Origin of the sequence: Zobellella aerophila, from assembly GCF_039539325.1 — a bacterium.
GTDB classification, from domain to species: Bacteria; Pseudomonadota; Gammaproteobacteria; order Enterobacterales; family Aeromonadaceae; genus Oceanimonas; species Oceanimonas aerophila.
The window spans coordinates 471,529-484,897 of sequence record NZ_BAABCX010000001.1; the positions used below are offsets into that span (position 1 = coordinate 471,529).

Consider the following 13,369-nt stretch of genomic DNA (forward strand, 5'->3'; position numbering starts at 1 on the left):
GAATACGCTACCGCCCTTAGGTTACAGCTCCCAACTCGCTGGTTTCACTACTCCTTGTCAAACCCTGCTGCAAATCGTTTCTTAAGGCTGCCCAATACTAAAATGCTTTTTCATGTCGCCGGCAAAGGATAAACGGCTTTATGTTTGTTGTTGTACATCGGCGCTCAACTGGCTTGTTGCAATGGTGCTTCTGGTATATCGGCTTCGATTAAGACCGGCTTTGGATGGGTATTATCGAGTTGAGAGGATTCCCCCAATCGCTGCCAGACTTGTTCGCAGGTTTTTTTATATTCACCATAGAAACTGCCGTTAACCTGGGTATGGCTTAATAAAAAAAGCCGGAGTTGCGTAAACAACGGGTGGTTTACCGGCTCTGGTCTCTGCCAGAAGGTGTCCAGCCCACATTGGCTGGTGAGTCCGGGCAGGTCATACAAGGCCTTGCCCAGTGTGAGCGTCGGCACTTTGTGCAGCAGGGCAGAGATGCCGACCGTGCTGTTGATGGTGACCACCCCTTTACAGTGACGGTAGAGTTCGGGCAAGGAAAACTCGAAGCCGTAGAATACCCTGTTGTTTAAACCCAGGCGTGTGCAGTGTCGCTTGATCTGCCGGCGATAGTTGCTGTACCCGCGATCCATGGGATGATGCTTAAGCACCAACACATCATCTGCCGCAGCGTTAGTGGCAAACGAATCCATGATATGGCTGATGGCCTGAGCCACGTCCTTGAAGGGCGAGTGGGCCCGTATTTGGAAGTCATCCGCTACCTGTAGCGGTATCAGGAAAATATTCCCGGAATGATGGTCGATGAGCCGTTGCTGCTGTTCCCTGTCATGGGCCTTATGGCTGAGCTTGGTGTACCAGCCCTTTAGCCAGGAAGTGCCCTCGGTCCAGCACGGACGATGGCGATGATGTACATAATGGGAAAATCGACCTGCATTCAACTGCATGCCCAGGTAATAGCGAATTGCATAATAAATACGTTTATTGAAGGTGGGCGCCACCGCAAAGTGAAGCTGTTCGTCGTCGGTTGGCGCCTGGGATGCCAATAATGATGCTAGCCGCCCATACCAGGGGCTGTGGGCATTCACCCCACCCTTTTCGAGGGTAATGTAGTCGGGCCTTAAATAACCTTCTTCAAACACATAAAAGTCAATCTTGTGTTCCAGGCAGTAGTGGCGCGCCTTGAGATGATATGCACGGCAGTCGTTATAGCAGAACACGGCATCGATGCGATGACTTTTGACGAAATCGGCAAGATAGCGGGGCCAGTCAGGCAGGCTGCCGTGATAGCTGGTGTTGGTTCCGGCACAGGGCCAAGCGTCATCTCCACCATTGAAGTTGAGCTTATGCACCCGTATGCCTTGCCCGTCTAAAAACCGGGAGAAGCGCTGAAAAAAAGGCCCCAAAGGTCCTTGGAGTAGCAATACTGACCGCATGCTTGCACCCACCTTTCTTTCTTTAGTTAATTTATCTATATATTTTCTTTATGTTTTCATTAAGTTAAGTATGTAAGCAGGCACAAAAGCCGCTGAACTCTAACACCCCTCTACTCCAATATAGGCGGGTTGGCTCGGGGTTCAACCCCGATGTTGAGATGTCTGATCTGGATCTCATCGCCAGATGAGCGCCATTCATGGCTTTTTTTCAAAAGTGTTCTGGAATAAAGGGGATACTGGCGTTGCGGACCCCGGTGGAAATGGAGCCATTCTCCGGAACAAAATCGGCTTAATGCTGGCGACTATCATGGGATATAAGCCACTGCCCGGCGGGCAGCCAGCGGCGGTCTATGATTATACGAAGGATCATCACAATCGCTTGAAAGCGTTCCAGGTGACACTATGAAAAAATCACTGCTAGTGCAAACGTTAACCACGGAGCCGGCCCGGACCTGCTGCTTGGCGCCAGCAGATCATCAGGTGCTGGAGCAGGCTGCGGCCGAGCTGGGTCTGGCTTTCTGGTCGGTGGATTTCAGCGGGGTAACCGACAAGGCCGGCTGTGTGGATCGGCTGACCACCAGCCTGGGAGTACCCGGCTGGTTTAGCGAGAACTGGGATGCGGTGCACGATGGCTTTATCGAATTGGTCGAACCTGATCAAAGGGGCGGCCTGCTGTGCTTGCGGTGTGTGGATGCATTCGCCAGCCAGGATCATGCCAGCTGGCTTATCCTGTTGGATCTGTTGGCCGACGCCACCGAATACTGGTGCGAGCAGGAGCTGCCCTTCTGGTGCGTGGTATTAAGCTCGTCACCCGTGTCTTTGTCTTTGGCTGAGCTGGAAAACCATTGAGTTAGAGCGTAGGTCGGACTTAGGCCCGACGCTGAAGGGGTGTTCTATGTTTAAACATTGTCGGCCCAAGGGCCGACCTACCGGTGACTTGTGGCTCCGCAAATACGCTGGCAATAACTTGCCGGATGAAACCAGGCTCTCAATCATCCTCCCGCTTTCCGCTTTCCGCTTTCCGCTTTCCGCTTTCCGCTTTCCGCTTTCCGCTTTCCGCTTTCCGCTTTCCGCTTTCCGCTTCAGTCTTTGAACTTTGCCGCCAGTACCAGTATCCTTGGAGCCCAGTGTCGGTGTGTTAACCTTGTTGATGTCGCCTTTGGGCCAGATCCCGCCCCTTAATTCTTAGTGAAAAGTGAGTTAATTCTTTGATTTCTACCAACAACATTACCATGCAGTTTGGTGCCAAGCCGCTGTTCGAAAATATTTCCGTCAAGTTTGGTGATGGCAACCGCTATGGTCTGATCGGCGCCAACGGCTGCGGGAAGTCCACCTTTATGAAAATTCTGGGCGGCGATCTGGAGCCAAGCGCGGGCAATGTTAGCCTGGATGTCAACGAGCGACTGGGCAAGCTGCGCCAGGATCAGTTCGCCTACGAAGATGCGCGGGTACTGGACGTGGTGATGATGGGACACAGTGAGCTGTGGGCCGCCATTCAGGAACGCGACGCCATTTACGCCAACCTGGAAGCCAGTGACGACGACTACATGAGAGCGGCGGAGCTGGAGGGCAAGGTGGCGGAGTACGATGGCTACACCGCCGAGGCGCGAGCCGGCGAGCTGTTGCTGGGTGTGGGTATCCCGGTCGAACAGCATTTTGGTCCCATGAGCGAAGTGGCGCCGGGCTGGAAGCTGCGGGTACTGCTGGCCCAGGCGCTGTTTTCCAATCCGGACGTGCTGCTGCTCGACGAACCGACCAACAACCTGGATATCGACACCATCCGCTGGCTGGAAGGCGCGTTGAACGAGCGTAACAGCACCATGATCATCATCTCTCACGACCGTCATTTCCTGAACAGCGTCTGTACCCACATGGCGGATCTGGACTACGGCGAGCTGCGGGTCTACCCGGGCAACTACGATGATTATATGCTGGCGTCTACCCAGGCGCGCGAGCGGCTGATGTCCGACAACGCCAAGAAAAAGGCCCAGATTGCGGATCTGCAGTCGTTTGTGGCCCGCTTCAGCGCCAATGCCTCCAAGGCCCGTCAGGCCACTTCCCGCGCCAAACAGATCGAAAAGATCAAGCTGGAAGAAGTCAAGGCCTCCAGCCGCCAGAACCCCTTCATCCGTTTCGAGCAGGAGAAAAAACTGTATCGTAACGTGCTGGAAGTGGAGCAACTGGCTCAGGGCTATGGCGAAGTGCCGCTGTTCAAGAACCTGAACATGCTGGTGGAAGTGGGGGAGCGCATTGCCATCCTGGGTACCAACGGCATCGGTAAGTCGACCCTGGTCAAGACCCTGGTCGCCGAACTGGCTCCCGTCGGCGGCCAGTACAAGTGGTCGGAAAACGCCACCATCGGCTATTATGCCCAGGATCACGCCGCCGATTTCGACATGGACATCACGGTGTTCGACTGGATGAGCCAGTGGCAACAGGAAGGGGACGACGAGCAGACCATCCGCGGCGTACTCGGCCGCCTGCTGTTCAGCCAGGACGACATCAAGAAGAAAGTCGGGGTGCTGTCCGGCGGTGAACAGGGCCGTATGCTGTTCGGCAAGCTGATGCTGCAAAAGCCCAACATACTGGTGATGGATGAACCCACCAACCACCTGGATATGGAATCCATCGAATCGCTGAACATGGCGCTGGAGATGTATCAGGGGACCCTGATCTTCGTCTCTCACGATCGGGAATTCGTATCGTCACTGGCTACTCGTATCCTCGAGCTGAGCGAAAACGGCATCCGCGACTTCAGCGGCAGCTACGAAGATTACCTGCGCGAGCAGGGCGTGGTGTAACCGGAACCGGAATAAAAAAGGCCGGGGATATCCTGTATCCCCGGCCTTTTTATTGTTGTTGGTGCAGGCCAACATCTCGCTCCGGTTGACCCGATTTTATTTGGATAGCCGTTATACCAGTTCCATTAAGTATCTGATCTTCTTTTGGGCCTCAGCTGCAGAGGCATCATAGCCGTCTCCCACGACACGCCAAATACCTTCACGGTCGTGAGAGCCGCTCTCGGTTGCCTCTTCTTGAACACCGCGTTGCCCGCGGACAGCGCTAACAAGCTATGATGATGCATCAAGGAGGATAAGGGAGCGACTCCACAGGCCCGGTGCTTACCGCAGCACCAGCAAGGGGGCTTTGGCGGCGGCGATCATGGCGGTGGTGGTGCTGCCCACCAGCCATTGGCGAATGCGGGAATGACCGTAGGCGCCCATCACCATCAGATCGATATGGTTGTCCTGCTGATACTGGCCGAGCACCTTGTCCACATCGCCGGCGACAATGCGGGCCGGGGCATGGATACCGGCGGTCTCCAGGGTGGTTTTGGCCCAGTTCAGCTGCTCCCGGTTGTCGTCGGTGTCGGCACCGACCAGTACCAGATGGCAGCTGAGTCCCTTGAACAGCGGGCTCTGAGCCAGCATTTCCACGCCCTTGCGAGTGGTGGCACTGCCGTCGAAGGCCAGCATGATGTGCTGCGGCGCCTTGAACTCCCCCAGGGTGACCAGCACCGGCCTGTGCACGGCACGGATCACCTGTTCAACGTGGCTGCCCAGGTGGGCAAAGGCGGAGTCGCTGTCCTCCCCATGACGGCCCAGTACCAGCAACCGGGTATGGGGCTCAAACTCCACCAGGGTGTCCACCAACTCACCGTGGCGTTGCAGGGTAGTGGGCTCGTTCACGCCGTCTTTAACGGCGCGTTCCCTGGCCGCTTCCAGCATCAGCCGGCCCTGCTCCTTCGCCAGCCTGGCGCGTTGTTCATCCAGGCCGGCCAGTTCCTCCAGCAGATGCTCCTGGGTGCCCAGGCCGATGGTGCCGCTCAGATCGGCCAGATCCGGCTGTTTGGCCTTGTCCAGCACATGGATCAGGGTCAGGGGGGCATCCAGGCGCAGGCTGGCCCAGCTGGCGAAATCACAGACGGCGCCGGCGAAACCGGAGCCATCGATACATGCCATTACATTGGTGGTCATCATTTTCCCCTTGTTCAGTGGCCCATCAGCTTTTCTACGGCGTCAGGCTTATTATGCACGGCGAAGCGGTCCACGAGTGTGGCACTGGCCTCATTTAGGCCAACCAGTTCCACTTCGGTTCCCTCCCGGCGCAGCTTGAGCACCACCTTGTCGAGCGAGCTGATGGCGGTGATGTCCCAGAAATGGGCGCGGCTCAGATCGATGCGCACCTTGTCGATGGCCTCCTTGAAGTCGAAGGCGGCGATAAACTGCTCGGATGAGCTGAAGAACACCTGGCCGACCACCCGGTATTCGCGGGTACCCTCGTCGGTCAGCTCGGAACCCACATAGAGGATCTGGCCCACCTTGTTGGCGAAGAACAGGGCGCTGAGCAGCACGCCGACCAGCACGCCGTAGGCCAGGTTGTGGGTGAACACCACCACCACCACGGTGGCGACCATCACCACGCTGGAGCTGGTGGGGTTGGTGCCCAGGCTGCGCAGGGACTCCCAGCTGAAGGTACCGATGGACACCATGATCATCACCGCCACCAGGGCGGCCATGGGGATCTGCGACACCCAGGGGCCGAGGAACACCACTAGGATCAGCAATACCACACCGGCCACCAGGGTGGACAGGCGGCCGCGGCCCCCAGATTTTACGTTGATCACCGACTGGCCGATCATGGCACAGCCGGCCATGCCGCCGAGCAGGCCGGTGGCGATGTTGGCCAGGCCCTGGCCCTTGCACTCGCGATTCTTGTTACTCTGGGTATCGGTGAGGTCGTCCACTATGGTGGCGGTCATCATGGATTCAAGCAGACCCACCACCGCCAGCGCCAGCGAGTAGGGGAAGATGATGCCCAGGGTTTCCAGGTTCAGGGGCACCTCGGGCCAGAGGAACACCGGCAGGCTGTCGGGCAGCTCGCCCATGTCGCCGACGGTGCGGATATCCAGGCCGATCACCAGGGAAACGATGGTCAGCACTATGATGCACACCAGCGGTGAGGGCAGCAGCTTGCCGACCACCGGCACCAGCGGCAGCAGGTAGATGATGCCCAGGCCGGCGGCGGTCATGGCGTATACATGCCAGGTGACATCGGTCAGCTCGGGCAATTGCGCCATAAAGATCAGGATGGCCAGGGCGTTGACGAAGCCGGTCACCACGGAGCGGGATACGAAGCGCATCAGCTCACCCAGCTTCAGATAGCCGGCGACAATCTGCAACAGGCCGCAGAGCAGGGTGGCGGCGAGCAGGTATTGCAGGCCGTGTTCCTTGACCAGGGTCACCATCAACAACGCCATGGCGCCGGTGGCGGCGGAGATCATCCCCGGCCGGCCGCCGGCAAAGGCGATCACCACCGCCATGCTGAAGGAGGCATAGAGGCCGATCTTGGGATCGACGCCGGCGATGATGGAAAAGGCGATGGCCTCCGGGATCAGGGCCAGGGCCACCACCAGGCCGGCGAGCACGTCTCCTCTGATGTTGAAGAACCAGGTTTGCTTGATACTGGGCAGCATGATTGTTGTTCCAAGGTTGTAGGTAAAAAAAGCAGTTCAACTACCATACCGGCTAGAGCGGCCCGGTGTGGTACGAAATTATAGACATAGCGAACAGCTCGCCCGGAGACGGGCAGGGGGCGCTGCGGGATAGGCACAGCAGGAACGTAAGACTAGGGCGGCGTGGGCGCTTTATTCAAAAATGTCATAAATAATTATTTTTTTATAAGTTTTGTTTTTTCAAGCCGGGGTATTATAGGGAGTAAGGCCGGGGGGTACAAGGTTGGGGCTCAGGGGAAGCCGGCAGAGAACGCCGAAACCTGCTGCAGGTAAGAATTTATTTTTGCTGCAACGGAACCTGTGCTGACTACAGCTTTAAATTTCTGGTATAAATTTTGCCTGTAAAAATGTAAGGCAACCAATTCTTTAAGGACGAAAAAATGAACGATATGCGGATATTGGGTAGCCAGTTGCTACATGGATTACAATATCTTGGTTTGATGATAGTGGCACTCGCCACCTTGGTGGCGGTGGGCATAGAGGTCAACACCATGTGGGTGGCGCAGACCGTGACCCTGGCCGATTTGCTGCTGTTGTTTATCTATCTGGAAGTGCTGGCCATGGTGGCCATCTATCTGCAGTCGGGCAAGTTGCCGATCCGCATTCCCCTGTATATCTCCATAGTGGCGCTGGCCCGTTACCTGATCCTGGATATGAAGGGCATGGATAACTTGCGGCTGATCGTCGTCGCCGGTGCCGCCCTGGTGCTGGCGCTGACCATACTGGTGATCCGTTTCGGCCATGTCCGCTACCCTTACGACAAGGATGAGGGCGGGCATTAAGCGCTACTCATTGTAGGAGCCAAGTGCTTCTTGGGGACTTGGCTCCCATACAATCCATCAGAGATTGTAGGGTTCGACACCCATTCCTTCCAGCGAATACGAGGCCTGGGCGATATCATGGCTGGCGCCGACGGTGCGCAGGGTGCCGGTCACCCAGACCGCTTCCCACAGATCATCGACCTTGGCCCCTTGGGGATAGTCCACATAGACAATCTGGTTGGTGGGGGGCGGTGGTACGTGAATGCATGCGCCAAAATAGGGCACCAGGAAGAAAGTGGTGACCTCCTTGCTGTCGCCTTCGAGCGGCACCACGAAGCCGGGCAGGCGCACCCGCTGGCCATCCAGTGATGCCACCACCTTACCGACCGGCTGGGACGGGATGGCGAACTCGTCGTCATGATCCACCTCGGGCAGCGGTGGCGGATTTAGCTGTTCTTCCAGCGGAATAAGCTCATCCCATTCCAGGGTTTTATAGTCGTCGGCCCAAGCGGGCGAGAGTACCAACGCCAGGGTGGCCATCAGCCAGGTTAATCTTTTCATATTTTGATACTCATACCGTCGTTAACAGAGTAGCGATAGGCCTGCGCCGCGGGCAGCAGGCCTATCACCATACCCGCCAGCCAGATCAGGCCCAGCAGACGCCATTCGGCGGCGGTGGGCAGGCCTGGATAGAACAGCAGTCCGTATTGCGCCTGCACCAGGGGCGCGGCCAGGGTCAGGACAATATACAGAGTAAGCATGCCCAAGAAAATACCCAGACCGGTGAGCACGGCGGCTTCCAGCACCAGCAAGGCGAACAGATGGTGGGGGCCGGCCCCCAGCGAGCGCAGTATGGCCAGTTCCCGGCGGCGGGCCGAGAGGCCGGCGAGCAGGGTGGTCAGCATGCCCAGCAGGCCGGCGGCGACCACAAACAGGGCGATAAAGGCGATCGCACGCTCTGCCATGCTCATCATGCTCCATAGTTCGTGCAGGGCGGTGCCGGGCAGAATGGCCGACAGTGGCTCGGTCCGGTAGTTATTGATCGCCCTTTGCAGCTGGAACGCCAGTACCTTGTTATCCAGCCCCATCAGGAAGGCGGTAATGGCCTTGGGAGTGAGATCGGCGGCACGCGCCTGATCCGGGCTCAGGCTGCGGGCCTGGCGGCCGCCCTGCCAGCCCAGGTGGATGGCTTCCAGGCCGTCCAGGCGCACATGCACGGTTTTGTCCACCGGCGTGCCGGTCGGCGCCAGTATACCCACCAGGGTGAAGGGCAGATCCTCGTGACGGCTGAACGAGGTGTTGCCGGCGCCGTGGGCAAGCACCAGGCTGTCATTCAGGCGATAGCCCAGCTGGCGTGCAACATCGGCGCCGATCACCGCCTCGAAGGTATCGGCGAAAGGCCGGCCTTCGGTCAGGTCCAGCCGCTGCTGGCGGCCGTAGGCGTAATGGCGGAAATAGTCTTCGCTGGTACCCAGCACGCGGAAGCCCTGATGGGAGTCTCCCAGCGAGAGGGGAATGGTCCAGGCAACCCCTTTCTGCCGTTTGATCTGCTGATAAGATTCCCAGCTGATGTTGTTGGTGGGATTGCCCAGCCGGAACACCGAATACAACAGCAGGTTGAGTTGCCCCGAGCGGGCGCCGACGATGAGATCCGTGCCCGAGATAGTGCGGGCAAAACCGTCTTTCAGCTCAATCCGGACTTTTTCCACGCCCACCAGCAGCACCACACTGATGGCGATGGCCGCCAGGGTCAGCCCGGCGGTGAGCCGGCGCGCCCACAAACTCTTAAAGGCCAGCATCAACATAGGTTCACCTTATTCAGCTCGGACAAGGACAGTACCCGGGAAAAGAGCGGTTCAAGAAAAGGATCGTGGCTGACAAACACCAGGGTGCTGTCCTGCTGTTGGCATTCGGTAAACAGCAGCTCGATAAAGGCCGCCCTATTGTCCGTATCCAGCGCCGAGGTGGGCTCATCGGCGATCACCAGCTCGGGACGGCCGATCAGCGCCCGGGCGGCGGCTACCCTTTGTTGCTGGCCGATGCTCAGGTTGTGTACCGGCTTGTGCCATAGGCCGCGGGGCAGTTGCAGCTCAGCCAGCAGCCGCTCGGCCTCGGCCCCTGCCGGGGCCCGCAACCGGCTCCGCTTGTGGCGTGAAAATATCAGTGCCGAGGTTACATTTTCCAGCACCGACAGGAAGGGCAGCAGGTTGAATTGCTGGAAGATATAGCCCAGGTGATCGGCGCGAAACCTGTCCCGGGCGTGCCCGCCCAGCCGGGTCAGATCCTGGCCCAGCACGGCGAGCCGGCCCTGATTGGCCTTCTGTATGCCGGCGAGCAGGCCCAGCAGGGTGCTTTTGCCGCTGCCGCTTGGACCCTTGATAAAGACCCGTTCACCGGGGTAAACGCTCAGTTGCTCGATATGGAGCAGCTCGGGTTGATCCGGCCAGGCAAAGCGCAGTTCGGTGATATCAATCAGTGCGGCCATGATTACCAGTGGATACGGGGTTGAGAGGGGGTCAGGGTGGTGGCTAGCTGGCCGGTGGGCACGATAGCCTGTACGTCCAGGCGCTCGAGGCTGGGATACAGGTCGAACAGGGTAACATCCAGGCCGTTCAGGGCCGTCGGGTTGGCACAGTGGTAATAATAGTGGACCGTAATATCGTTATGGCCCTGCTCGCCGTCTGCATCATGTTCTTCATGCCCTTCATGCCCTTCATGCCCTTCATGCCCTTCATGCCCTTCATGTTCATCGTGACTGGCATCGCCCAACACCACCTCACCGAGCCGGCACTGAGCTGCGGTGGCCGGGCTGAACAGGGTATCGGCCTGGCGTACTCTTGCCAGCGAGGCGGCCAGGCTGGCTTGGTCTTGCTCGGTCTCGGCCTGATGTTCAAAGCCCACGATGTCGGCGGCGGGGGCGTTCAGCACCAGCACCAGCTGTTCCCCATCCAATACCAGGTTGAGCTGGCCGAAGCCGTGTTCATGCACGCCCAGCTGGGTTTGGGCAGGTAGTGCAAAAGGCAGCAGGGAGAAGGCGAGGGCAAGATATTTCATGGCGGGCTCCGTATTCCAAAAAACAGAAGTGTTATGTTATAACACCTGCCGGTATGATAGCAAAGTGCTCCGTATTAATTTTATTAATTCATTGATAAAAAAGATAAAATACAGCTCGTTTGGACTTGCTTTGGGATCTTTTATACACTGGCCGCCTGTTTCTCCCTGCGACTTGCCTGCTCCTCGCCAGAACGATTTTTGGGCAAGATTGCCCTACCCAGGCGGACGATAGGCAGGGCCGCTGCCATTGCAAACTGAACCACCCGGCGCCTCCTGGCCGTGGTGATGCCGGAGTATCCATGCCTGATTATAAACGAATCGAACCTTACGACGGTGCCGCCGGTGGCTGGGGAGCCCTGGTATCCACCACCCGGGCCCTGCTCAACAGCCGGCGGCCGTTGGCTAATATCCGCAACCTACTCAAGGTCAATCAGGCCAAGGGCTTCGACTGTCCCGGTTGCGCCTGGGGCGATGCGGCGGGTCATAGCGTCAATTTTTGCGAAAACGGCGCCAAGGCGGTGGCCTGGGAGGCCACCGCCAGCCAGGTGCGGGCGGACTTCTTCCGCCGCCACAAGGTCAGCGCCCTGCGCCGGCAGAGCGATTACTTCCTGGAATACCAGGGCCGCATCGCCGAGCCGCTGAGCTATAACCCGGCCACCGATGAATACGAGCACATCAGCTGGCAGGATGCCTTCGAGCTTATCGGCGAAAAGGTAAGGGCGCTGAGCTCGCCCGATGAGCTGCTGCTCTATACCTCGGGCCGAGCCAGCAACGAGGTGGCCTATCTGTATCAGCTGTTCGGCCGTTTTTATGGTACCAACAACTTCCCTGACTGCTCCAACATGTGCCACGAGGCCAGCGGCGTGGGCTTGAGCCAGAGCATAGGGGTGGGCAAGGGTACGGTGACCCTGGATGACTTCGAGCAGGCCGACGCCATCTTTGTGTTTGGCCAGAATCCGGGCACCAATCATCCGCGCATGTTGCATACCCTGGGACAGGCGGCGAAAAAGGGCGCGGCCATCGTCAGCATCAACAACCTGAAGGAGCGGGGCCTGGAGCGGTTCGACAATCCGCAGGATCCCAGACATATGCTGACTCGCAGCACCTCCTCCATCAGCTCCCTGTACCTGTGCCCCAAGCTGGGCGGTGACATGGCGCTGGTGCGCGGCATGGTCAAGCAGCTGTGGGACTGGCAGCAGCAGGGCCGGCCGGTGTTCGACCGGGACTTTATCGATCGGCATACCCAGGGACTGGATGGCTATCTCGGGTTGGTGGAACAGACCGGCTGGGCCGAAATAGAGGCACAGTCGGGCCTGAGCCGGTCACAGATCACCGAGGCCGCCGCAGTGTTTGCCGGTGCCAAGCGGGTGATCTGCACCTGGGCCATGGGCATTACCCAGCATCGCCATTCGCTGGCAACCGTGCAGGAGATAGTCAACTTGCAGCTGTTGGCCGGACACATCGGCCGCCCCGGCGCTGGTTTGAGCCCGGTACGCGGGCACAGCAATGTGCAGGGTAACCGCACGGTCGGCATCAACGAGCTTCCGAGCGATGATTTTCTGGATCGGCTGGAGAGCCATTTCGAGCGGCCCATGCCGCGGAAGCACGGCCTGAACACGGTCGAGTCCATCGCCGCCATGGAGCAGGGCACGGCCAGGGCCTTTATCGCCCTGGGCGGTAACTTTGCCGCCGCCGCTCCGGACAGTGGCCGTACCCAGACGGCGTTGAGCAATTGCGAGCTGACCGTGCATATCAGCACCAAGCTCAACCGCAGCCATCTCTGGCCGGGCAAGGCCGGACTGATCCTGCCCTGCCTGGGCCGCACCGAGCAAGACCTGCAAAACGGCACGCCCCAGTACATCACGGTGGAGGACTCGTTCAGCATGGTGCATGCCTCCCAGGGGATGACGGCACCCAACTCCCCCGAGCAGCGCTCGGAGGTGGCGATAGTGGCGGGCATCGCCGCCGCCGTACTGGGCGAGGAGGAACTGCCCTGGACCGTACTGGCCGGCGACTATGGCCGCATCCGCGAGCTGATCGGCCAGACCATCCCGGGGTTTGAGGATATGAATACCCGGCTGGACACCCCGGGCGGCTTCTACCTGGACAACAGCGCCGCCCGCCGCGAGTGGCGGACCCCGTCCGGCAAGGCCAACTTTTTCGCCCATCCCCTGCCGACTCAGCTGTTGCCGCTGGAATTCGAGGGCCGGCCGGTGCATACCCTGCAGACCCTGCGGGCTCACGATCAGTACAACACCACCATCTACGGGCTGGATGACCGATACCGGGGTGTGTACGGTCAGCGCATGGTGCTGTTTATCAACCGGGAGGACCTGGTGGTGCTGGGAATGGAGGCGGGGCAGAAGGTGACCCTGCAATCGGTATGGACCGATAACCGGGAGCGCAAGGTCGCCGGTTTTACCCTGGTGCCCTACGATATCCCCCGGGGCAACCTGGCGGCCTACTACCCCGAGACCAACCCGCTGGTGCCCCTCGACAGCATCGGGGAGGGCACGGGCACCCCCACCTCCAAGGCCATCGGCGTGGTGCTGATCCCCGAGCGGGACAGCCGGATCCTTTAATCCCCGGATGCCAGCCGACTC

12 protein-coding genes are annotated in these 13,369 nt (G+C 59.0%); 5 read left to right on the plus strand and 7 right to left on the minus strand.

The genetic code is table 11. The annotated features are described in order from the left end of the window. Positions 1-164 precede the first annotated feature (164 nt). Complete coding sequence (locus ABD806_RS02225) at positions 165-1,448, minus strand: capsule biosynthesis protein (protein WP_344954273.1); 1,284 nt, start codon at positions 1,446-1,448, stop codon at positions 165-167. Positions 1,449-1,620: 172 nt separating this feature from the next. Here ABD806_RS02225 and ABD806_RS02230 point away from each other — a divergent pair, with 172 nt between their 5' ends. The 3 genes from ABD806_RS02230 (at position 1,621) to ABD806_RS02240 (ending at position 4,237) form a co-directional block, all read left to right on the plus strand. Then, positions 1,621-1,842 carry a hypothetical protein gene (locus tag ABD806_RS02230; protein ID WP_344954275.1) on the plus strand — a complete coding sequence of 74 codons (222 nt, stop codon included), beginning with the start codon at positions 1,621-1,623 and terminating at the stop codon, positions 1,840-1,842. Next, entirely contained in the window at positions 1,839-2,285 is a 447-nt protein-coding gene (locus tag ABD806_RS02235) for a barstar family protein (protein ID WP_344954277.1), read from the plus strand. The genes ABD806_RS02230 and ABD806_RS02235 overlap by 4 nt, the downstream gene beginning before the upstream one ends. A 359-nt stretch (positions 2,286-2,644) precedes the next feature. Beyond that, positions 2,645-4,237 carry an ABC-F family ATPase gene (locus ABD806_RS02240; protein WP_344954279.1) on the plus strand — a complete coding sequence of 531 codons (1,593 nt, stop codon included), beginning with the start codon at positions 2,645-2,647 and terminating at the stop codon, positions 4,235-4,237. A 321-nt stretch (positions 4,238-4,558) separates the two neighbouring features. Here ABD806_RS02240 and ABD806_RS02245 read toward each other — a convergent pair whose 3' ends face one another. Both ABD806_RS02245 and ABD806_RS02250 read right to left on the minus strand, forming a co-directional pair. Continuing rightward, positions 4,559-5,413 carry a universal stress protein gene (locus tag ABD806_RS02245; RefSeq protein WP_344954281.1) on the minus strand — a complete coding sequence of 285 codons (855 nt, stop codon included), beginning with the start codon at positions 5,411-5,413 and terminating at the stop codon, positions 4,559-4,561. Between the two features lie 14 nt (positions 5,414-5,427). Beyond that, positions 5,428-6,912 (minus strand): SulP family inorganic anion transporter, encoded by a 1,485-nt coding sequence (locus ABD806_RS02250; RefSeq protein WP_344954283.1) that lies wholly within the window; start codon positions 6,910-6,912, stop codon positions 5,428-5,430. A 419-nt stretch (positions 6,913-7,331) separates the two neighbouring features. On the opposite strand from ABD806_RS02250, the gene ABD806_RS02255 reads away from it, so the two are divergent. Continuing rightward, positions 7,332-7,733: a phosphate-starvation-inducible protein PsiE gene (locus ABD806_RS02255; protein WP_344954285.1), complete on the plus strand. Its 402-nt coding sequence runs from the start codon at positions 7,332-7,334 to the stop codon at positions 7,731-7,733. Positions 7,734-7,790: 57 nt separating this feature from the next. On the opposite strand, the gene ABD806_RS02260 is transcribed toward ABD806_RS02255, so the two are convergent. The 4 genes from ABD806_RS02260 to ABD806_RS02275 are packed head-to-tail and all read right to left on the minus strand — an operon-like array spanning position 7,791 to position 10,766. Further along, positions 7,791-8,273 carry a DUF3299 domain-containing protein gene (locus ABD806_RS02260; RefSeq protein ID WP_344954287.1) on the minus strand — a complete coding sequence of 161 codons (483 nt, stop codon included), beginning with the start codon at positions 8,271-8,273 and terminating at the stop codon, positions 7,791-7,793. Beyond that, positions 8,270-9,517, minus strand: a complete 1,248-nt coding sequence (locus ABD806_RS02265) for an ABC transporter permease (protein WP_344954289.1) — start codon at positions 9,515-9,517, stop codon at positions 8,270-8,272. The genes ABD806_RS02260 and ABD806_RS02265 overlap by 4 nt, the downstream gene beginning before the upstream one ends. Further along, complete coding sequence (locus ABD806_RS02270) at positions 9,511-10,197, minus strand: ABC transporter ATP-binding protein (protein ID WP_425583060.1); 687 nt, start codon at positions 10,195-10,197, stop codon at positions 9,511-9,513. Before ABD806_RS02270 ends, ABD806_RS02265 begins: the two co-directional genes overlap by 7 nt. Positions 10,198-10,199: 2 nt before the next feature. Further along, positions 10,200-10,766, minus strand: coding sequence for a DUF2796 domain-containing protein (locus ABD806_RS02275; RefSeq protein ID WP_344954291.1), 567 nt, complete (start codon positions 10,764-10,766; stop codon positions 10,200-10,202). A gap of 299 nt (positions 10,767-11,065) precedes the next feature. Between ABD806_RS02275 and ABD806_RS02280 the strand changes: the two genes are divergently transcribed. Beyond that, positions 11,066-13,348 (plus strand): FdhF/YdeP family oxidoreductase, encoded by a 2,283-nt coding sequence (locus ABD806_RS02280; RefSeq protein ID WP_344954293.1) that lies wholly within the window; start codon positions 11,066-11,068, stop codon positions 13,346-13,348. Positions 13,349-13,369 lie beyond the last annotated feature (21 nt).